The sequence below is a fragment of the Clostridium sp. NSJ-145 genome (genome assembly GCF_021044725.1).
GTDB lineage: Bacteria > Bacillota > Clostridia > Clostridiales > Clostridiaceae > Clostridium > Clostridium disporicum_B.
The window spans coordinates 224,121-245,183 of sequence record NZ_JAJNOS010000003.1 but is presented as its reverse complement, the minus strand read 5'-3'; the positions used below and the strand labels follow the sequence as shown (position 1 = coordinate 245,183).

Sequence of the window (21,063 nt, the reverse complement as noted above, 5' to 3'; positions counted from 1 at the left end):
ATCAATTTATTGCAGGCTTTGTTTGCCATACAATAAAATATTCAAACTTATATAATTTTCAAAGAGCGAGGAATTCTATGAAAAATCAAGCTATTTTTTCATATCAACTTAACAGATTCATGATATTATTGAATTTATAGATTATTCAATACTATATATTCATATTATACTTTAAAATAAAATACTCGTAAATGAGTATAATCATAAAATAAAAAAACAAATAGAGATAATGATACAAAAGTATCTTTCATAAAAATACTATGCTGTTAATATAATTAATTTATGAAGGAAGAATGGAGGTATAATATGGATAACGTATTAAATATTGAGAAATGTAAAATATGTGGGGGATTAGTTAGTATAGAAAACTCATCTAATGGAACAACTAAGATTTGTAATTGTTGTGGTTATTTTTATAATAAAGAAAATCCAAAGCATGAGCTAGGTTGTCACTGTGATAAATGTCATGAGGAAGAAAGTGAATCTATAGAAATAAAAGAAATCGAATATTTAAATCCATGTGGAGCTTATAAGCTAGTAACTTCTAGTGGAATTGGACAAGTAGGAACATTAGGTGAAAATGTTAGGGAAGAGGATGTATTAAAGAAGTTTAATTTTAGTGATACTTCTAGATTAGATTTAAATAAGAGCTATATTAATTATAGAAATACAGAAACAAATGAATTTAAAATTATATTTGGAAATGGTAAGCCTGAAAGTTACGATGAGTTTGTTGGGAGAGTAAAACACTAGCTGGGATTAAGTTCTCAGCTAGTGTTTTGTTATTATCGCTATATAGATATGGTAAATTTATAATAGTATTTTGATAAGATAAGCAATATACTAAGTAAGAGGTGAAGATGTTGAAAAAGATATTATTAATTGAAGATGATTTAGATGATAAAAATAAAGTAGAAAATAATAAGCTATATAAAACTTACTAAATATAGTTAAACTACATTTACTAGAGTGTTAAATTTCATTATTTAATTAAGAAATTAAATTGGAAGCCAGTAATATGGCTTCCAAAACATTTATTATTCTAATTATTAATCGTTAATTACAATAAGGTCGTAATCTCTATTTCCAACCCCTAATTCTGATGCAGCTTTTACAGTAAGTACACCGTTTCTTGATTCTATTCTTTCTATAAGATGAGATTTACCTGGATCTTTAGAAGAATATACTAAATCAAGGCATGCTTGGTCTAGAGCTACTGGGTCAGTAGAAGAAAGTATTCCTATATCACCAATCTTTGGGTCTTCAGCAACAGCACAGCAGTCACAGTCTACTGACATATTACACATAACATTTATAAAAACAATTTTATCTTTATAATATTCCATAATTGATTTAGAAGCATCAGCCATTGATTCAAGGAATGAGTTATGGTCAGCAGTCCAAAGTTCTTCAGGTTTTCCTACACCATGAATATAAGCTTTCCCATGAGAAGAAGCAAGACCTATAGAAATATTCTTTAGAGCACCTCCAAAACCTCCCATAGGATGACCTTTAAAGTGTGAAAGTACAACCATAGAATCATAGTTATCCATATTTTTACCAACATAATTAGTTTTTAAATGCTTACCACCATTTATAGGAAGCTCCATATCACCTGATTCATCAAGTATATCTACATTAGCAACAGAGTTCCAACCGTGAAGCTCCATAGTTTCCTTATGCTTTTCTGTAGTATTTCTTTTCCCTTCATATGCAGTATTACATTCAACAACAGTTCCGTTAACATAATCTATTATAGGTTTCATAAACTCAGGACGAATGAAATTCTGATTTCCAACCTCACCTGAATGGACCTTTACTGCCACATTTCCCTCAGATTTTACGCCAAGAGCATTATACATTTTTATCATATTTTCTGGAGTTATTTCAGAAGTAAAAAAGACTTTTGATTTTTCCATTTTTCTCACAATCCCTTCTTTTTTTAGTTAGCCATTGTATTATTATAGACCTTAAAGTTAACTTCAAGTCAAGTAGAAATTAGAAAATATTTACTAAAAACTTAATTAATGAAATTTAAGTAAAAAAATATTGACTTAGAGTTAACTTTAAGTGATATAGTTAAAGTAATACGTATTGTGGGAAAATATAAAATAAATGGTATTATTTAAATTAGGAGGGGAATATGAACTTAAATAAAATTAACAGTAAAAAATTGGTATTATCAGGATTATTTATTGCAATAGGACTTATACTACCATCTATAACAATGCAAATTCCAAGTATAGGAAATATGCTGTGTCCAATGCATATTCCAGTAATTCTTGCTGGATTTATCTGTGGAGCACCTTATGGGCTTGTAGTAGGCTTTGTTGTGCCACTTTTAAGAAGTGTAACTTTTGGAGCACCACCATTAATGCCTATAGCAACAGCTATGGCTTTTGAGCTTGCAACTTATGGTTTAGTATCAGGAATTATGTATAACAGAGTTAAGGATAAAAAGATAGGCGTATATATAGCATTAATTACAGCTATGATTTTAGGACGAGCTGTATGGGGAGTAGTTTCTTATGGCTTATTTACTGCTCTTGGAAATCAATTTACTTGGCAGATATTTATGATGCAAGCCTTTGTAAATGCTATTCCTGGAATAATAATTCAGCTTGTATTTATACCAATCCTTGTTATAAAAATTAAAGAAAGCGAAGCAAGGAGAATATCTTATGGAAGATAAATTAATAATGAATAAACACTGTGAAGAACGCTTTAGAAACATAAAAGAAGCAGTGGATGAATTAATAGCAAATAGTGATAAAGATGTTTTAGTAATTGGAATAGATGGCAAGTGTGCTAGTGGTAAGACGACTTTAGGATATTATCTAAATAAAGTATATGATAGCAACCTTTTTCATATGGATGATTTCTTCTTGCAAAATCATCAGAGAACTGAAGAGCGTTTATCAGAAGTAGGTGGAAATGTAGATTATGAAAGGTTTAAAGAAGAAGTATTAGATAATATACTTGAAAAGAAAGATGTAAATTATAGACCTTTCAGCTGCATGGAAAGAAAGATTAAAGATGGATATATTGTAAGTCAAAAAAGGATTAATATAATTGAAGGCTCTTATAGTCTTCATCCATATTTTAATAACTGCTATGATTTAAAAATCTTTACAGATATAAGCGATGAAAAGCAGCTTGAAAATATAGAAAAAAGAAATGGACCAAAGCAGCTTATAAAGTTTAGAGAAGAATGGATTCCTAAAGAAAATGCATACTTTGAAAAGTTTAATATTAAAAATAGTTGCATTACAGTAGCATGGTAAAAATGGAGAGTATTGGACCTTGAAGGTCCAGAAAATTTCCAGGGGCAAGCTATATAGCTAAGAGCAAGTAATAAATGTTATGAGAATTGAATAATTATAATAACTCCTATATAGTACAATGTAAAAGTTGTATTATATAGGAGTTTATATTTGCATGTATTTATAGTTAGATATGAGATACTATTTATACTTATATTTAATACAATCGCTATATTCATCAAATAATTCAGAGTTCATTTCATCGCCATTATCTAAATTAGCACTATAGAATATAGGGGGAGTAGAGACTCCATTATTAACTAGTTCTTGAACTGTTGCTGCAATAATAGCATTTAGCATTGTTGCTCCAATAACAGTAGAGGTTGGACTAACTTTTTGATTTATACCATCAATAGAAACACAAGCATCTCCTATATCACCATGATTATCTAAAATAATATCACATAGATTATATAGCTTTAATCCAGAAGGATGGCGTGAAGTTACCGACTTTGAATATTTTAAATTTGTTATTCCAATTATTTTTACGCCTTTATCTTTAGCAACCTTTGCAACTTCAATAGTAACAGGGTTTCTTCCGGATACTGAGTGAACTATTAGTACATCATCTTGATTAAAATCAACTTTACTGGCAAGAATTGTTCCATAACCAATGCAACGCTCCATTTTACTAGTAAGAGTTATTGGAGAAGTATCTAACATAAGCTCTCGTCCGAATATTGGAGTAGTTAGCATAAGTCCCCCAGCTCGATAAAAAAGTTCTTCGCTAAGTATACCAGCATGACTAGCTCCAAAGGTATAGATAGACTTTTTATTCATTATTGTTTTAGTTAATAGCTTAACGGAAGCTTCCATATTTTCTTTTTCTTTATTTTCAATAGTATCAATTAAATCTTTTATATGACTTATATATTTAAAATCCATAGTTATCTCCTTATTTAAAAAGAGCATTTCAAAAGAAATGCTCTAATTTTATGTTTAGAATAATGCAAGAAGTCTTGCGATAAGGCCTTCAATTATTCCCCATAATGAGAAGTCTTGTCCACCATAAACTAGCATCCATGATTGAATAGTATTACTAAAGAAGTAAGCTCCAAATCCAACTAGTAGAACCATAACTACACCAGATACAGCAGCACCAATTATTGTACCACGAACTCCTCCAGTAGCATTACCTATGATACTAGCACATCCTATTTCAAAGAAACATGTGAAAGTTAATGGAATAATAACAGTTGGGAACATTCCAGCAGTTATTATAATTGTAATTATTGATGTTATCATAGCAACTATGAAACCAAGTGTTAATGCATTAGGAGCATATCCAAATATTACTGGACAATCTAAGGCAGGTATAGCTCCAGGAACAAATTTATCTGCAATACCTTTAAATGCTGGAATAATCTCAGCAATTAACATTCTAACACCTTGTAGCATTACAGTAACACCAACACCGAAGTAAATTGCATGAGTAAATATATAAGTAAATATGCCAGTACTTCCTCCTGCATAACCCCATACTTCACCTGGGTTAAAGCCATTAACTTTTAGTATTATTGCCATAACGATATAAGTTAAAGCTATAACTATAGAGCCTGTAATAGAAACTTCTCTTAAAAATCCTAAAGATTTAGGGAATTTAAGATCTTCAGTAGATTTTGATTTATCACCAAAAGCTTTTCCTAAGAAACCAGAAAGAAGAGATAAACATGTTGTAGGATGTCCTATAGTAAATGAGTCATCTCCAGTTACTTCTTTAACGAAAGGTCTTAATAAGTTTGGAGAAATAATCATATATAATGATGTAAATACAGTTGCTAAGATAATTAATTTACCACCAGTTAATCCAGCATCTACACCAGCTGCTATAAATACAAATGGGAACCAATATAGCATATGACCTGTTAAGAATACAGATTTCCATTTTGAATATCTAGCTACTAAAATATTTATTGCAAATGATACTACCATAACAATACCGATTTGAGTACCGTATTGTGCACCTATGTCAACAGATACAGTTTCTTTTGCAGTAGGCATTATAGTATTAAATGCAGTAGCTATACCATTTATAGAATTTCCAGTAATAATACTAGTACCAGTTGATAATATAAAGAAACCTATTGCAGTCATCATTGTTCCACGAACAATTTCAGTAAAAGATTTTTTTTGAAGAATAAGCCCTATACAAGCTATTAAAGCTAAGAATATTGCACCTTGACCAAAAATTTCATTAATAATAAAGTTAAACACAGCCATTAAAAACACGCCTCCTAATTTTTTAATGTTTCAAAGTAGGCTAGAGTTTTCTCTTTTATTTCTTGTTTGTTCATAAAGTTTTGTATAATTACGATTGGTACTTTAGCTCTATCCTGAATTCTTTCAGCTAGTTCTTTAGATATAAAAATAACATCACACGGGTTAGCACAACAAGTTCCAACATCGCCACAAAATACGTCTGCTTCAAGATTGTTTGATTTTAAAACTGCCTCAACGTTCATTTTAAGCATCAATGAAGAGCCACATCCAAAGCCGCAAACGGTTTGTATTTTAATATGCATTGTAATCACCTCCCTTCAGATTATTTATAAAAAATAAGTATTAGCAATTAAATAAGTTATATATCTCTAAAGCGGAGTTACAGTTATAAATTGAATCGATAATATTATCAGTCATTAATATATTAGCGAGCTTAGAAAGGGAATTAATATGAGATGTTTTGTCTACGCAGGCTAAGCATAATACAATTTTAACAGGGTCATTTTCAGAACCAAAATTTATTGGATTATCTAAAGTTATTAAAGAAATGCTATTTTTCTTTACAGAACTGCTAGGAGCTGAGTGGGCTATAGCTAAGCCAGGCATTATAACTATATATGGGCCTAAAGTTTCAACACTTTTTATCATTTCTTCAATATATGTATAAGTTATATCGTTAGTTTTAACTAATAAATTTCCAGCTTCCTTTATAGCATTTTGCCAAGTATCAACTTTAACATTATTAAGTATATGATTATAGGATATGAGTTCCATATTAATTACCTCCATTTCCTTTTTGTATATTTTATGAAATTAATTCTTTTATTAGAACGTAATATCAAATGTCTATACGGTAGCAATTTAACGAACGGATCATTTGTAAATAAGAACAATAATTGGTAAGTTGATATTTATATGGGGAATAGATCTCTAGCAGATGAAGGTGATGAACTTGGTATTGTAAAAGATTTAGAAAGTGATAGTGAACTAATTAATACTAAATACAAAGAGGTAATTGATAAATACAGTAAAATTGAAGATGTAGCAATTTAATTTATCAAATATAATAAAGTATTTACTCATGGAGTTAAAGGAAAACATTGTGCCTTAGATGTATTAAAGATTGCTATACCTCATAGTGTAATTAAGGAAAATGAAAAGAAGAGATTGTTAAGAGTGTGATTCTGTCTCACTCAAATCAGATTGGATTTTAGGTTGTAGAAATAAGATAAAATCTTTTTAGGTATAGGTAAAATAGTAGCGAGTATAGGAAAATATGTTACATGTTTATAGAAGTAAAAAAGGATAAAGATGAACTTATAGTATGGCTATTATACTATAAGTTCATCTTTATAAAGTGAGTAATAAGTTAATACAATTAAATCTATATAGTATAACATTGACATCATGCCAAGATTATTACGGCTTGTACCACCTATATTGATAAATAAGTTAAACTTATCTTTATATGATGGATGAGGATTTTGTGTGATTAATACAGTTTTAACACCTTGTTTATATAATGGATTTATAAGGTTGCGAATTACATTTTCACCTCTTGGAGAAATAATAATTGCTAGGTCATCTTTTGTCATATTTTTTACTGCATCGCCTTGTTCATAAACATCTAAATGTGTATAAACTATTTTCTTAAATAAACCTAACCTAGTTTGTAGATACATAGCTAAGAATTCATAGTTTGTATGACCTAAAAATGAAACTTGTTTATTATCATGTATAAGTACACACAGCTCTTTTAGTGTATTTATATCAATATTGTCATGTATATTTGCAAGAGAAGACATATTTTCTTCATGGCGTATATCAATAAGCTCATTAAGTGGCTTATTTGAGCTTATATAATTTGGTTCATAATCTATTTCAAATCCATAAGAGGTATCAAAGGTATCTTTAAAGCTATTAAAGTTTTTATAGCCTAGTTTGCGACAAAATCTGCTTAATGTTGAAGTAGAAACGAAACATAATTCAGCCATATCTTCGATTCCGAGTCCAGGAAGCTTGTCTATATTTTGAATCATATTATTAGCTAATTGATGAAAAGTATCACTTTTAGGTGATTTAGTCATATAAACCATAAGTCTATGTAAAATTATATCCATAAATTCACATCCTTTCTACAAATAATATTAAATAAAAAATTAATTCATCGCAATAGTTTTTTTCAGAATCTGAAAATGTTTTCTGAAACTAAAAAGTATTTCAATAGCTGAAGGTTAAAAATCAGTGTTTATTTGATATATTTAAGTCAAGGAGCGTGAGATGAATGAAAATAAAAACTATAAATGAATTTCCTAAAAACTTTTTATGGGGAGCAGCAACTAGCGCATTCCAAGTAGAAGGTGGATATGATGCTGATGGTAAAGGGCTTTCAGTTATGGATGCAAGACCAGTGCCAGAAGGAATAAGTGATTCAAAAGTTGCAAGTGATCATTATCATAGGTATAAGGAAGATGTAGCTTTAATGAAAGAAGCAGGACTTAAATCATATCGTTTTTCTTTTTCATGGGCAAGAATATTTCCAAATGGTGATGATGAAACTCCAAATGAAAAGGGTTTAGAGTTTTATGATAATTTAATAAATGAGCTAATAAAAAGTGGAATCGAACCAATAGGAACAATATATCATTTTGATATTCCATTAGCATTAGAACAGAAGTATAATGGGTGGTTAAATCCAAATATGATAGATGCTTTTGAGATGTTTTCTAGAACTTTATTTGAAAGATACGGAGACCGAGTTAAAAAGTGGATATCGATAAATGAGCAAATGATGATGGTTATGAATACAGCGATGCTTCTTGGAAAAGGTAAAAATATATCTGAAAAAGAAATGCTTAAGTTAAATATGGAAGCATGTTTAAATATGTCTTTAGCAGAAAAGAGAGCTTTTATTTTATGCCATGAATTAGTAGAAGGTGGTAAGATTGGACCATCATCAGCTTTCCAAGTATGTTATCCATTAAGCTGCTGTTCAGAAGATGTTATTGCTGCCATGGATGCAGAAGAATTTTTAAGTTACTTAGTTTTAGATTTAAGTGTAAGAGGTGAGTTCCCAAGCTCAACAAAAGCTTATTTAATAGAAAATGATGCTTATCCAGAAATCACTGAAGAACAAGAAAGATTATTAAAAGCAGACAAGCCTGATTTTATTGGATTAAACTATTATGCTAGTGTTACAGTTAAAAAACCAGGGGAAGTTGATCCAAATGCAGATTTAGCATTCTTTAATACAGAAAACTACACTATAATAAATAATCCAATTATTAAGACTACAGAATGGTTAAGAGGTTCTTACGATCCAAACGGTTTAAAAATATCTTTAAGAAGACTAAATGATAGATATAGATTACCTATTATGATTACAGAAAACGGTTACCCTCAAGAAGAGGAGTTAGTAGATGGAACTATTAATGATGATGTAAGAATTAAATATATAGAAGAACATCTTCATGCAATAAAGGAAGCATTATCAGAAGGTATTGATGTAATGGGATATCACGTCTGGTCATTTATAGATTTATTAAGTGGATCTCAAGGATTTAAAAAGAGATATGGTTTAGTTTATGTAGATAGACAAGAAGGAAGTCTTGGAACATTAGATAGATATAAGAAAAAATCTTTCTATTGGTACAAGAAACAAATAGAAACTAAAGGTGTAGAAATTTAAATTTAAATAAAGGGGAGAATAAAATGAATAAAATACAAGTGTTTTTAGAAAAAACTATTTTACCATTTTCAACAAAGCTTTCAAATAATAAGTTTATGAAATCATTAAGTGGTGGGATGATGGGAATTTTACCAATGATGATGGTAGGTGCAGTATTTAGCATATTAACTAATTTACCTATTGATCCATATAAAGCTTTTTTAGCAAGTACAGGACTTGAAAGATTATTAAAAGTAGGTACGTTAATGACTACAGAGATTGTTTCAATATATATAGTTTTCTCTGTGGGTAAGAGTTTTGCAAGTAGCAAAGGTTATGAAAAAGAATCAGGAATGATTGGATTATTATGTTTATTATCATTCTTTATATTGATGCCTTTTGGAACAACAGAAGCAGGAACTAATTTCTTTGAATTTACTTACTTAGGTTCTCAAGGAATGTTTGTAGGGCTTATATGTGGAGCATTAGTTCCAAGTATTTATGATTGGATTGTAAAGAAAGATATATCAATAAAGTTACCAGAAGGTGTACCGTACAATGTAGCTAGTTCATTTACAAACATAATTCCAGCTCTTTGCATTGCAGTAGTATTTATATTTGTAAACTTTTTATTCTCACTAACTAGTTATGGAAACATATTTACAAGCATATACGCTTTATTGCAAGCTCCATTACAAGGATTAGCAGGAAACATGATTTCAATGGTTATAATGGTAGTATTATGTCAAATATTATGGTTCTTTGGTATTCATGGAAGTATGACTGTTTTAGGAGTTATATTCCCGTTATGGATGATAATGTATGCAGAAAATGTTGCAGCCTATACAGCAACAGGAACTGTTCCTAATGTTATAAACGTAGCATTCTTTGATTATACAACAATAGGTGGATGTGGATGTACATTAGGATTAGCTATATTATTGGTATTTTTCTCTAAGTCTAAACAAAATAAAACTATGGGTAAATTATTCTTACCATGTGGAATTTTTAATATAAATGAGCCAATGGTATTTAGTATGCCATTAATGTTAAATCCAATGTTTATAATTCCATTTATTTTAGCACCATTATTAGCAGTTGGTATGGCTTATGTTGCAATAGTTGTACTTGGAATTGTCCCAGCTCCAATTGGAATGATGGGAGTATCTTATGTTCCTATAATATTTAGAGGAATTATAAATGGAAGTGTACAAGGGGCAATATTAGAAGTAGCAATTGTACTAATGTCTATAGTAGTATACTACCCATTCTTTAAAATGGCAGATAAACAAGCCTTAGAATTAGAAAGAGCTAGTACAGCAAATAATTCAGAAACTATGGAATTAGTAAATGAATAATATATTAGTATTAGATATAGGTGGAACTTTTATTAAATATGCTCTAATGAATAAAGAAGGAGAATTTATTGAAAAAGGAAAAATACCAACTCCTCTAGATTCAAAAATAACTTTATTTAATGAAATAAAATATTTAAAAGATAAATACTATGATATTGAAGGTATTGCTATTTCAATGCCTGGAGTAATTGATAGTAAAAATGGATATGCAGTTAGCGGAGGAGCCTTAGAGTATATTAGTGAATGTGAATTTGCTAAGGAGTTAGAAGAAGTTGTTAATAGGCCAGTAAATATTGCTAATGATGCAAAATGTGCAACTTTAGCTGAAGTTTGGAATGGCAACTTAAAAGGAATTAATGATGGTGTTGCTTTAATTTTAGGAACAGGTGTAGGTGGAGGAATAGTAGTTGATGGTAAGATACTAAACGGCAAACATTTTTCTGCTGGGGAACTTTCTTTTTCCAAATGCAATATTAATGATATGAATAGTTTTGCTAATTATTTAGGAGCAATTAGTGGAAAAAATGGATTATCTACTGAAGTTTATAAAACTAGCAATAAAGAAAATTTAAATGGTATAGAGATATTTAACTTAATTAGAGAAGGCAATAATGAAGCTCTAGAAGGAGTAAGAAATTATTGTAAAAAGCTTGCATTTCATATGTATAATCTTCAAGTAATTCTTGATCCAGAAAGATTTGTTATTGGCGGAGGAATTAGTGAAGAGAGCATGCTTATAGATATATTAAGGGAAGAAGTTAAAAAAGTATATGCTTCAAATCCGTTTTTTAAAATGCCGATGGCTGATATTATGCCATGCAAGTATAGAAATGATTCCAATTTATTAGGAGCATTATATAACTACTTAAATAAGTAAAATTAAGAAAATAGTATCTTCAGGTTAGGTAAGTTGGATACTTAAAGGTTCGGAGAATTACCAGGTACAAGCTATATGAATAGTAATAAATCCCTCACAGATTAAGAGAATCTATGAGGGATTTATTTAGTTGGTAAAAATTAGATATTAAAAGTGTAGAGAATTACTAAGTATGATCTGTGATATAAGGATAAATAGAACATATAACACCTGCAGAATATATGATTGCTAAATCTAATAATTAGAATTTAAAATATAATAAAGAGATTATTGTTATAAAATAAATTCTTGAAATATATTATCCTAGCTAATTAGGACATATAAGAGAATTTTTTATTACCTAGGGTATTTTAGAAAATTACTTGAGGCTTAAAGAAAGAGAAAAATTAATATTTGCGAAAAATGTACATATAGTATATTATTCACCGTGCATTTTTTATTTGTTACACTTATCTTTTATTTTTAAAAGATAGATACATAAGAAAAAATAATGCGTACAAAAAATAGTTGATTTTATAAAATGTTCGTGATATTATTTGTGTATTAACTCGTATAAAATCCATAATAAGGTTGGAAAGTTTCTACCTGCTAGCCGTAAAATAGCAGACTACGAGGGGATATAAGAAGGTTTGTAATTTATTATAAGCATTATTATAGCACCTCATATTATTATGGGGTGCTTTTTGTTGTACAGGCAGTACGTTTTTATTAATAACAAAAGAAGGGAATGACAAGATGATGAATTCACAAAATCTAGAGACGAAAATTAAATTAACTTATGAAGTAGATGATAATCCGTCTTTAAGTAAAAAGATATTATTTGGTTTACAACATATTTTTGCAGCTTTTGGAGGTATAGTTGTAGTTCCATTAGTAATAGCAGGAGCATTGGGATTTGATGGAAAGACAACAACTACTTTAATAAGTGCTACAATATTAGCTTCTGGACTAGCTACTATTATTCAGGCAAAGGGAGTAGGTAGAGCAGGTTCTAAGGTAGCTTGTATAATGGGAACAGATTTTACCTTTGTTTCACCATCTATATCAGTAGGGTCAGTTTTAGGATTACCAGGAATAATTGGTGCAACAATTTTAGGTGCGTTTTTTGAAATAATTCTAAGCTTTTTTATAAAACCATTAATGAAACTTTTCCCACCATTAGTTACAGGGACAGTTGTTTGTTTAATTGGTTTAACATTATTACCTGTATCTATTGATTGGGCTGCAGGTGGTTCAGGTTCAGCAGAGTATGGTAGCATGTTAAATATATCAATTGCTATAGCAGTACTAATAATTACACTAGCTTTAAATCATTACGGAAAAGGATTATTAAGCAGTGCCTCTATCTTAATTGGGATGGTTGTTGGATATATAATTTGTATACCTTTTGGATTAGTTGATTTTGCTCCAATAAGAGAAGCAGGATGGTTATCTTTCCCTAAAATATTTGAATATGGAGTACAGTTTGACTTAAAGGCTCTTATTGCGTTTTTACCTGCTTATTTTGTAACTACTATTGAAACAGTTGGATGCTTAAAGGCTGTTGGTGAGACTTCACAAGTAGAAATGAATGAAAAAAGAGTAGGATCAGGTGTGTTAGCTGATGGTATTGGTAGCATAATTGGTGGACTTCTAGGATCTTTCCCTAATACATCTTTTAGCCAAAATGTAGGTCTAATAAGCTTAACAAAAGTAGCTAGCCGTTATGTGGCAGTAGCAGCAGGTGCAATACTTGTTTGTTTAGGGTTCTTACCTAAATTAGCAGCATTAATCAATAGCATTCCACAACCTGTACTTGGAGGAGTTGGAATTGTTATGTTTGGTACAGTTGCAGCAGCTGGGATAAAGACTTTAAGTAGAGTAAAGTTAACAGAACGTAATTTATTAATTATAGCTACAGCAATTGGATTAGGTCTTGGAGTTACATTTAGACCAGAATTTATTGAACAATTACCAGAGGCATTAAAAATGATATTTGCATCAGGAATATCTACAGGTACAATTGTAGCTTTAATCTTAAATTTAGTTTTAAGAGAAGATAAAGAAGAAATTGAAGAAACTAAAAACGAAAAGATTGCAGTATAATAGTATATTTAAGTAATAAGAATATTCTTAAATGAAAATCTTTATTAGAATTTATTAAATAAAAGTACATAAAAATAGGAGCTATCTCGCAACTAACTTTAAAAATTAGTTGCGAGATAGCTTTTTTTATTATTTTTTGTAGTAAATTCTGTCGATAAGTTAGCATGAAACTTCATATTTATGCAACATTCATTTTCTATAATTAAAATATAGGAAATAAAAGAAAATAAATTAGAGCTTAATGTAGCATTTAATTTGAAATGGAGGATTTATGGTTAATAATAATGTAAATTTACGAGAAAATGAGAAAATTGTAAAGGATTTAACAGTTTTAAAGCTAAAGAAGAATTTTGGTTTTATAAAAAATGATGAATATGAGGAAGAATTAATTGATCTTACTACTGATTATGAGTTAACTGATTTTTCAGAAACATTATCTAAAATTGCCTTTAAAGCGGTTTTGAAGGAAGTTGAAAACATGGAGCTAGAAGGTGAGGATGTCAAGGTATTACTTAATGAAAAGTTAGAGTTACATTGTGATGGAGTTGTAACTGAAGTTAATGCAGATGTAATTTTAATGAGTAAAGATAGCATTGAAGTAATTGATATAAAATCCTTTGATTATGACTTTATTAATTCTTCGCAGGATATAGATATTAAACTACTTGGCTTAGCTACTATAGACAAGTTCTTAACTAGTATTACAAATGACAAGATAAGACTTACAATAATTCAGCCAAACTTAATGACAGCATCTATATACGAAACAAATATAATGAGCCTTTTGCACCAATGTGAATATAACTTAATATGATAAAAGCTTTAAAATAATTGAAAGGAAAATAAATAGAGATATGAAGGATGAGAATTTAATAAGCACTATATTTAATGATAAAAACTTAAATAAAGATGAAAGATACATGATTTTAACTCTTAAATATTATGATAATGATGGAGATAACATAATAAAAGTTACCTTAAGAGAATTATCCAATGTATTTGGTATAACAAGAATCTCAAAGGTTCAGTCAATTTTAAAAGCTTTAGTAGATAAAGGATATATATCTACCGAAAAAACTATAGGAAAAGCAACTAACTATAGTTTTGTAAAAGAAGGCTTAATATTTAAAAATAATGAAGATATAAGTAATGATCAAATGGCACCTATGGCCGAAAAGGTATGTACAGAAAGTAATGCGCAAATAGAACCTATGGTCGAAAAGGTATGTACAAAAAGTAATGGTCAAATAGTACCTAAGGCTGAAAAGATATATACAAAAAGTAATGACCCAATAGAAGAAAGTAATAAAAAAATACTTAGTGAATCTATAGAAAAGTGTAATTGTTATGAGAGTAGAATGGGGACTAAATCAAGTAAAATAGACAGTTTGACAGGGGTATACAATTCTGAAAATAGTCTGTCAGATAGAGATAAAGATGATAATATAAATAGTTATATAAATAATAATATAAATAATAAATTATATATAAATATATTTAATACTTGGAATAAAATTAATATAAATAAAGAGCCACATATAAATCCTAAAATTACAGATGCAATAAATACAGCATCTAAAATCTATTTAGAGGATCAGATTGTACAAGCTATAGAAAATTACAGTAAGGTTTATCATAGTAATCATTATTATAATCATCCTTGGAAGATTGTTAATTTTCTTAGTAGACCAAATGGAATGAAGAGGTTTATTGATACGGGAGATATATGGTTAAGTTATAAAGATAAATATGAAGATGAGGAGCTCTATGGAGGAGATTTTGATATAGAAAAATATATTGATTAGTCGACTGCGTCGAGGAGAAAAGTTTGCTGGCGCAAAGGAGAAAGGTCACCTGCGGTGAGGGGAAAGGTTTGCTAGCGTAAAGGTGAAAGGTTGCCTACGGCAAGGTGAAAGGATGGCTTGGACATGGTGAAAGGTTATCTGTAGCAAGGTTAGGGTTTTCAGGGACAAAGATAATATGATAATTAGGGGGAGAGTTTATGTTGGATAATAATCAGGTAGTATTGGAGCAGGAGATACTTTGCTCTATGTTTAGGAATAATGAGCTTATTATAAAGGCTAGGGATAGTATAAAGCCGGAGATGTTTTTGTATGATAAGCATATGAAGATTTATTTAGGTATATTGGATATGGTAAATAATAAGATGGAAGTGGATTTAGTTACTTTTATTCAATATCATAGCGCTGAAATTAGGAATATGGATGGAGCATCTTATATTTCTGATATTTATACATGTAATGGTAGTGATAGTGGCTTTAATACAAAGCTTGAGTTACTTATTAAAAATTATAAAAAGCATCTTTATGTTGAAATGATGAATAAGTTAAATGGTGATATGGCACTTGAGGATATTTAAGGTGAACTTGAAAGTGTAAAGGTTAAGGTTCATAAGTGTGAGATTAAAAAGGAGTTAGATATTGCAACTCAGTTTGATGATTATGTAAATTGGCTATATAACTCAGAGAGAAATAATGGTATAAAAAGTGACTTCATACATCTTGATAAATATTTAGGTAACTTCCAAAAAGGTAGGCTTATTACTGTATTTGCAAGAAGTGGAGTGGGTAAAACAACATTTTCACTTCAGCTTGCTGCAAATATGATTAAAAATAATGCCAAGGTCTTTTATGGTAGTGCAGAGATGACAAGAAATCAAGTCTTTAATAGAATGGCAGCTAGTCATTTGTCTATATCTAGTAAATCTATAGATGATGATTCAATTAATAATACAGATAAGGAAAACATAACAAAATATATGACAAAGCTTCTTAATAGCAGCTTTTATGTATCAACAGAAACAGATTTCAATAAGTTTATAAATGAAATTAAAGTGTACAAGCTTCAAAATTCTTTAGATGTAGTTTTTGTTGATTATATAAATAAATATATAGATTTTAGCGATAAAGATATTATGACAAATAAGCTTGGGAAAATAAGTGGAATGCTTAAAACTCTAGCTATGGAAGAAGACATATGCATAGTGCTGATGGCTCAGGCAAATAGAGTTGTCGATAAAAAAGGTGGAGATATGGCTATAGAAAAGATTGATTCTAGTGATATTCAAGATAGTGCTAGAATTGAGCAAGATAGCGATCAGGTTATAGCTCTTTATAGAAATATTAAGCTTGACGATAAGATGTATAGAGATGCTTTATTTAAAAAGGGAAAATTGAAATACTCATCAAAAAATGCAGATGAAAATCCAGAATGTATAAATGCAATATTAATAAAAAATAGACATGGAGACAGAGGAACCTGTGCTTTAAAATGGAACGGAAGATATTCAAGAGTAACAAATTTTTAAATAGGAGGATAGTTTATGTTTAGTGAAATGGCAGAAATAATAAAAGAAAAAGACAAATACCTAGCAGAAATTATAAATAATTTTGAAGAAATGCTATTTATAGATTCATATACAGTTATCTTAAAAGGTAGGACTATGGCAGAAAGGATAGCAAGAAATATTATAGCAGCTGAAAATATTAAAGAAAATGAAGAGATAAGTCAGAAAGACAGAATTTATCTATTAGAAAGAGAAAGACTACTAGAAGAAGAGGTTATAAAAGCTTTTCATACTATAAGATATCTTGGAAATAGAGTAATACATGACGAAGTGGAAGGAGAGTTTGAAACATCACTTACTATTTATAGAAATATATACAAGGTGTTAGCTTGGTATGTTCCATTATATATAAGCAATAGTTTTGAGGTTAAAGAATATTTAGAGCCAAAGGTTATTGAAAAAATAAAAAATGTAGAAAAAGAGGCCAACGGTGTTAAAAATATCATTATGGAAAACTTCTTATTAAACCTATATATGGACTATGATAAAGAGAAATACTATTTTCACAGTAGAAAAAATAAGAAAATGTATAATTAATAGTAAAAATATAAATCACAAGGGGAAGTAACTAATAATACTTCCTTTTCTATACAAAGAAGTGTTTATAATCTAAAATAAAATACTCGTAAATGATGATAAGGATAAAACTAAAAAACATACAAAATAATAAATCGAACATATTTTCTAGAAAAGTATTTAAATATTATTGGAAATTATGTATAATATTAATAAAGAACGTACGTTTGACGAGAAGGTGTTGAATTGGGGGAATAAAAGTTGTTATGTGGTAGAGAGTTTAAAAGGATTAGAGGGGAAATAACCAATATACTTAAAGAGATTACAGAACATGAATTATTTAATAATTTTATATTTTATGATGAGGTTCCTACAGAAGAATTACAATATTGGAAGTATGGTATTTCAATAATAGAAGAAGATTTTACTGCTTCTATACAAAGTGTGTGTGGTTACTTTGTTGCTTCTCAAAAGGTTATGCAAAATAGAGAGTGTAATATTAATAGCTTTTTTAGAATAAACGATATTATAGCTGAGGAATTTTATTATATTGATAATATTAATGGGCCACTAAATAAACTAGCAAACAGTTTGAAAGAAATTAAAAGCTTTGCAGAAACAGTATTTGGAATTTCAATAGAAATAAATTCAGGAATCAATAATGAATGTCAATGGCTTAGAGAAGTTTGTGATGAAAATATGCTTATAATACATTCAGCTGAAAATGAAGACTTTGTAGATGTGAGCTGTATGATGAGCGAAAGATACGATCTTAGATGTACAAAGGAGAAAGAGAATAATAAAGTGGAATTATTAAGAATTCCTTTTGATAAAGTAAAATATTTTGATAACTTTGAAAGGATTGATAATAGAAACAATTATTATGAAGAAGAAAAATACAATTATATAAATAGCAATATTGAAAAAGAAGATAATACTGAAGTAAACAATATTACAGAAAACGATGATGATAATGGTACTACATATGAAAAGTTGTGTGAATTAATAAGTGGTGTATGGAGATATGATAATCTTATAGTAGATTTCACTCAGAAAATAATAACAAAAAAAGGAGAAAGAATAAGATTAGGTAAAAAGCAAATGGAAATACTGAAGATACTTGTATACAATAAAGGCAATATCATAAGTAGAGAACAGATTATACAATATGTTTGGTATACAGATGACGTTAATGATAGAACAGTTGATGCACATATAAGTAAAATAAGAAGAGAGCTAGGGTTAACATGCATAAAATCAGTTCCAGGGTATGGGTATAGATTAGAGTGCTAAGTAATAATATAAACCTTTAGTATTAAAAAGACAGTAGAGATTTTTTTACACAAATCTCTACTGTCTTTTTTAGAGATAATAGAAAAAGGCCCACCTAACCATAAAGATTAGATGGACCTTTTTAAAAAAGTTAAAGGGTAAATTTAGTGATTTGTCTTTCAGTTACCTTAGCTGCATACTTGGAAGCTATAGCTCCTTTTTTACTTATAAAAATATCATTTTCTAAGATGATATCCATTAAGTCAGATACTTCCTGAGAGTTAAGATTTTGTCTAACACCTGATATTGATAAAGTGTACTTATCATCTGTTTCAGTTAAAAAAGTCATTGATAAAGTATATTCCATAATTTGTTCCCCCCTAAGCGATACTTAAAATTTAAATTTGTTTTGTAGAGCTTATACCTATGTGAATAGGTATTTTATTTATAAGCACATAAGCTCCAGTTGTTTGAAAATTAGTTACTTTGTATTAGTGACGTTTCATTTAAGTAGTAAGCTACAGCGTCATTTTTAAGAACTGTCTTAATACCTTCTGCAACAGCAAAGATAGCTTCAGCAGAAGCCTTTCCTTTAACGTTAGCAAAAGATTTCGTTTTATAAACTGTGTTTCCTTCTTCGTCAGTTCCATTTTCAAGCTTAAAAGCTAATGATACTTTTTGTAATTCTTTATTGGCTGCCATTTAGCATTCCCCCTTTTTTGTTTCTTCACTTAATAAATATGATGTAATATAAAAGTTTTACTGTTTTTATTAAGTTTTTTTATGATTTTTAAGAAATTTTTTTTGTTATTTCATCATTATCTATTACAATGCCAAGCTTAGTTGAAACTATAGTATTTAGCTTGTTAATAGAGTAAGTTAAGTTCATTATTTGCTTTTCAAGCCTTACTAATAAATAAGCACTAATGGCAACAGGAAAACCAACATTAGCAATCAAGTTTAGTAATTCATTAATCTCCATAAATAAACCTCCTTTAGATTTAGAGTTTAGAAGTATGTCTACTTATTAAATATGAAGGAGATAGAAAGTTTTATATACTTAGTAGTAATAATAAGTTATACTTTAAAATAAAATACTCGTAAATGATGATAAGTATAATAAAAATACACTTAACTTTTGGCTTTTCAAAGATAAGAACATAAGTAACTGTAAATTTAATATTTAATAAAAAGTAAATATATGAGTTGAAATATTTTATGAAAACGATCATAAAAATATATTGACTTTGAGTTAACTCAAAGAAGTAAAATTATTTTAAAGTAGATATTAAAATAATTGAAGGAGAAAATTTATGAAAGATGTAATGATTATGACTGGTGCAGGTCAAATTAGTATGGCAATAGCAAGAAGAATTGGTTATGGAATGAAAATAATTATTGGAGATAAAAATCCCCAGAATGCAAATACGATATCAAAGATTATGAATGATGCAGGGTTTGATACGGTAGCATTTGAGATGGATTTATCTTCTAGGGAGTCAATTTTAGATTTAATTAGAGAAGCAGAAAAATACGGAGAAATTTCTATGTTAGTTAATGGCGCAGGGGTTTCACCGAGCCAGGCATCAATAGAAGACATTTTTAAAATAGATTTATATGGAACTGCTGTATTATTAGAAGAAGTAGGAAAAGTTATTAAGAAAGGTGGAGTCGGTGTTACTATTTCTAGTCAGTCAGGACATAGAATGCCAGCTTTAAGCGCTGAAGTTGATGAACAGCTTGCTACAACTCCAACTGAAAGACTACTTGATTTAGAAGTGCTTCAAAAAGAAAATATCAAAGATACACTACATGCTTATCAGATGGCTAAACGCTGTAATCAAAAGCGTGTAATGGCTGAATCAGTAAAATGGGGAAAAAGAGGTGCACGTATTAATTCAATCTCTCCAGGAATTATTGTAACACCATTAGCTATTGATGAATTCAATGGGCCAAGAGGCGATTTTTACAAAAATATGTTTGCTAAATGCCCAGCAGGACGTCCAGGCACTGCAGATGAAGTTGCAAATGTAGCAGAATTATTAATGAACCCTAAAGGAGCATTTATAACAGGGGCTGATTTCCTAATTGATGGAGGAGCTACTGCATCATACTTCTATGGACCATTAAAGCCAGAAGAATAGAGAAAGAAGTTAAGTAAAGATAATGTGGCGATTAAGATAAAAAACATAGTTACAATAGCTGCTAAGTACTAAGATTGTATTGTAATTAAAAATTATAAGAATATAAAAAAACTAAAACTAACATGTAGAAATTAAATAAATTAGTAATGGAATAAGCTATGTATTTATTAAAAAATTAATAAGTACATAGTTTTAATTTTATTAAGATTAAAATAATAAAAATTAAATATATAA

At 29.2% G+C, this 21,063-nt stretch carries 24 protein-coding genes and 1 riboswitch; of the genes, 15 read left to right on the top strand and 9 right to left on the bottom strand.

Annotation, left to right across the window (positions count from 1 at the left end):
• Positions 1 to 306 precede the first annotated feature (306 nt).
• Entirely contained in the window at positions 307 to 753 is a 447-nt protein-coding gene (locus LQE93_RS04985; protein WP_231072334.1) for a hypothetical protein, read from the top strand.
• A 296-nt stretch (positions 754 to 1,049) separates the two neighbouring features.
• On the opposite strand, the gene LQE93_RS04980 is transcribed toward LQE93_RS04985, so the two are convergent.
• Positions 1,050 to 1,919 carry a DUF362 domain-containing protein gene (locus LQE93_RS04980; protein ID WP_231072356.1) on the bottom strand — a complete coding sequence of 290 codons (870 nt, stop codon included), beginning with the start codon at positions 1,917 to 1,919 and terminating at the stop codon, positions 1,050 to 1,052.
• A gap of 224 nt (positions 1,920 to 2,143) precedes the next feature.
• On the opposite strand from LQE93_RS04980, the gene LQE93_RS04975 reads away from it, so the two are divergent.
• Complete coding sequence (locus LQE93_RS04975; protein WP_231072332.1) at positions 2,144 to 2,692, top strand: ECF transporter S component; 549 nt, start codon at positions 2,144 to 2,146, stop codon at positions 2,690 to 2,692.
• Positions 2,682 to 3,284: a hypothetical protein gene (locus tag LQE93_RS04970; RefSeq protein WP_231072331.1), complete on the top strand. Its 603-nt coding sequence runs from the start codon at positions 2,682 to 2,684 to the stop codon at positions 3,282 to 3,284. The genes LQE93_RS04975 and LQE93_RS04970 overlap by 11 nt, the downstream gene beginning before the upstream one ends.
• Before the next feature lie 180 nt (positions 3,285 to 3,464).
• On the opposite strand, the gene LQE93_RS04965 is transcribed toward LQE93_RS04970, so the two are convergent.
• The 4 genes from LQE93_RS04965 to LQE93_RS04950 are packed head-to-tail and all read right to left on the bottom strand — an operon-like array spanning position 3,465 to position 6,317.
• Positions 3,465 to 4,208: an SIS domain-containing protein gene (locus tag LQE93_RS04965; protein WP_231072329.1), complete on the bottom strand. Its 744-nt coding sequence runs from the start codon at positions 4,206 to 4,208 to the stop codon at positions 3,465 to 3,467.
• Between the two features lie 54 nt (positions 4,209 to 4,262).
• Complete coding sequence (locus LQE93_RS04960) at positions 4,263 to 5,543, bottom strand: PTS ascorbate transporter subunit IIC (RefSeq protein ID WP_231072323.1); 1,281 nt, start codon at positions 5,541 to 5,543, stop codon at positions 4,263 to 4,265.
• A gap of 14 nt (positions 5,544 to 5,557) precedes the next feature.
• Positions 5,558 to 5,845 carry a PTS sugar transporter subunit IIB gene (locus tag LQE93_RS04955; protein ID WP_269144335.1) on the bottom strand — a complete coding sequence of 96 codons (288 nt, stop codon included), beginning with the start codon at positions 5,843 to 5,845 and terminating at the stop codon, positions 5,558 to 5,560.
• 40 nt (positions 5,846 to 5,885) lie between these two features.
• Positions 5,886 to 6,317: a PTS sugar transporter subunit IIA gene (locus tag LQE93_RS04950; RefSeq protein WP_231072320.1), complete on the bottom strand. Its 432-nt coding sequence runs from the start codon at positions 6,315 to 6,317 to the stop codon at positions 5,886 to 5,888.
• A 141-nt stretch (positions 6,318 to 6,458) separates the two neighbouring features.
• On the opposite strand from LQE93_RS04950, the gene LQE93_RS04945 reads away from it, so the two are divergent.
• On the top strand, positions 6,459 to 6,596 hold the full coding sequence (locus tag LQE93_RS04945) for a hypothetical protein (RefSeq protein WP_231072318.1): 138 nt from the start codon (positions 6,459 to 6,461) through the stop codon (positions 6,594 to 6,596).
• A 278-nt stretch (positions 6,597 to 6,874) separates the two neighbouring features.
• On the opposite strand, the gene LQE93_RS04940 is transcribed toward LQE93_RS04945, so the two are convergent.
• On the bottom strand, positions 6,875 to 7,663 hold the full coding sequence (locus tag LQE93_RS04940) for a MurR/RpiR family transcriptional regulator (protein WP_231072317.1): 789 nt from the start codon (positions 7,661 to 7,663) through the stop codon (positions 6,875 to 6,877).
• A gap of 164 nt (positions 7,664 to 7,827) precedes the next feature.
• On the opposite strand from LQE93_RS04940, the gene LQE93_RS04935 reads away from it, so the two are divergent.
• The 10 genes from LQE93_RS04935 (at position 7,828) to LQE93_RS04890 (ending at position 18,706) form a co-directional block, all read left to right on the top strand.
• Positions 7,828 to 9,231 (top strand): glycoside hydrolase family 1 protein, encoded by a 1,404-nt coding sequence (locus LQE93_RS04935; RefSeq protein WP_231072315.1) that lies wholly within the window; start codon positions 7,828 to 7,830, stop codon positions 9,229 to 9,231.
• A gap of 23 nt (positions 9,232 to 9,254) precedes the next feature.
• Complete coding sequence (locus tag LQE93_RS04930; RefSeq protein WP_231072314.1) at positions 9,255 to 10,568, top strand: PTS sugar transporter subunit IIC; 1,314 nt, start codon at positions 9,255 to 9,257, stop codon at positions 10,566 to 10,568.
• Positions 10,561 to 11,445, top strand: a complete 885-nt coding sequence (locus LQE93_RS04925) for an ROK family protein (RefSeq protein ID WP_231072308.1) — start codon at positions 10,561 to 10,563, stop codon at positions 11,443 to 11,445. The genes LQE93_RS04930 and LQE93_RS04925 overlap by 8 nt, the downstream gene beginning before the upstream one ends.
• Positions 11,446 to 11,973: 528 nt before the next feature.
• Positions 11,974 to 12,075, top strand: a riboswitch (purine riboswitch).
• Positions 12,076 to 12,183: 108 nt separating this feature from the next.
• The gene (locus LQE93_RS04920; RefSeq protein WP_186839611.1) at positions 12,184 to 13,530 is read left to right on the top strand and encodes a uracil-xanthine permease family protein; all 1,347 of its coding nucleotides are present in this window, start codon (positions 12,184 to 12,186) and stop codon (positions 13,528 to 13,530) included.
• A gap of 271 nt (positions 13,531 to 13,801) precedes the next feature.
• Complete coding sequence (locus LQE93_RS04915) at positions 13,802 to 14,344, top strand: DUF2800 domain-containing protein (protein WP_055262764.1); 543 nt, start codon at positions 13,802 to 13,804, stop codon at positions 14,342 to 14,344.
• A 40-nt stretch (positions 14,345 to 14,384) separates the two neighbouring features.
• Complete coding sequence (locus LQE93_RS04910) at positions 14,385 to 15,335, top strand: helix-turn-helix transcriptional regulator (RefSeq protein ID WP_231072307.1); 951 nt, start codon at positions 14,385 to 14,387, stop codon at positions 15,333 to 15,335.
• A 197-nt stretch (positions 15,336 to 15,532) separates the two neighbouring features.
• Positions 15,533 to 15,910, top strand: coding sequence for a DnaB-like helicase N-terminal domain-containing protein (locus tag LQE93_RS04905; RefSeq protein ID WP_231072305.1), 378 nt, complete (start codon positions 15,533 to 15,535; stop codon positions 15,908 to 15,910).
• Positions 15,911 to 15,952: 42 nt separating this feature from the next.
• Positions 15,953 to 16,858, top strand: a complete 906-nt coding sequence (locus LQE93_RS04900; protein ID WP_331000411.1) for a DnaB-like helicase C-terminal domain-containing protein — start codon at positions 15,953 to 15,955, stop codon at positions 16,856 to 16,858.
• A gap of 15 nt (positions 16,859 to 16,873) precedes the next feature.
• Positions 16,874 to 17,434 carry a hypothetical protein gene (locus tag LQE93_RS04895; RefSeq protein WP_231072304.1) on the top strand — a complete coding sequence of 187 codons (561 nt, stop codon included), beginning with the start codon at positions 16,874 to 16,876 and terminating at the stop codon, positions 17,432 to 17,434.
• Between the two features lie 240 nt (positions 17,435 to 17,674).
• Positions 17,675 to 18,706 carry a winged helix-turn-helix domain-containing protein gene (locus LQE93_RS04890; protein WP_231072302.1) on the top strand — a complete coding sequence of 344 codons (1,032 nt, stop codon included), beginning with the start codon at positions 17,675 to 17,677 and terminating at the stop codon, positions 18,704 to 18,706.
• Between the two features lie 130 nt (positions 18,707 to 18,836).
• Here the strand turns inward: LQE93_RS04890 and LQE93_RS04885 are convergent, their stop codons facing one another.
• The 3 genes from LQE93_RS04885 to LQE93_RS04875 form a co-directional block, all read right to left on the bottom strand.
• Complete coding sequence (locus LQE93_RS04885) at positions 18,837 to 19,052, bottom strand: DUF2922 domain-containing protein (protein WP_231072300.1); 216 nt, start codon at positions 19,050 to 19,052, stop codon at positions 18,837 to 18,839.
• A gap of 110 nt (positions 19,053 to 19,162) precedes the next feature.
• On the bottom strand, positions 19,163 to 19,387 hold the full coding sequence (locus LQE93_RS04880) for a DUF1659 domain-containing protein (RefSeq protein ID WP_231072299.1): 225 nt from the start codon (positions 19,385 to 19,387) through the stop codon (positions 19,163 to 19,165).
• A gap of 88 nt (positions 19,388 to 19,475) precedes the next feature.
• Complete coding sequence (locus tag LQE93_RS04875) at positions 19,476 to 19,667, bottom strand: YvrJ family protein (RefSeq protein ID WP_055262780.1); 192 nt, start codon at positions 19,665 to 19,667, stop codon at positions 19,476 to 19,478.
• A 331-nt stretch (positions 19,668 to 19,998) separates the two neighbouring features.
• Here LQE93_RS04875 and LQE93_RS04870 point away from each other — a divergent pair, with 331 nt between their 5' ends.
• Positions 19,999 to 20,829 (top strand): SDR family oxidoreductase, encoded by an 831-nt coding sequence (locus LQE93_RS04870; RefSeq protein ID WP_231072297.1) that lies wholly within the window; start codon positions 19,999 to 20,001, stop codon positions 20,827 to 20,829.
• The last annotated feature ends 234 nt before the right edge of the window (positions 20,830 to 21,063 follow it).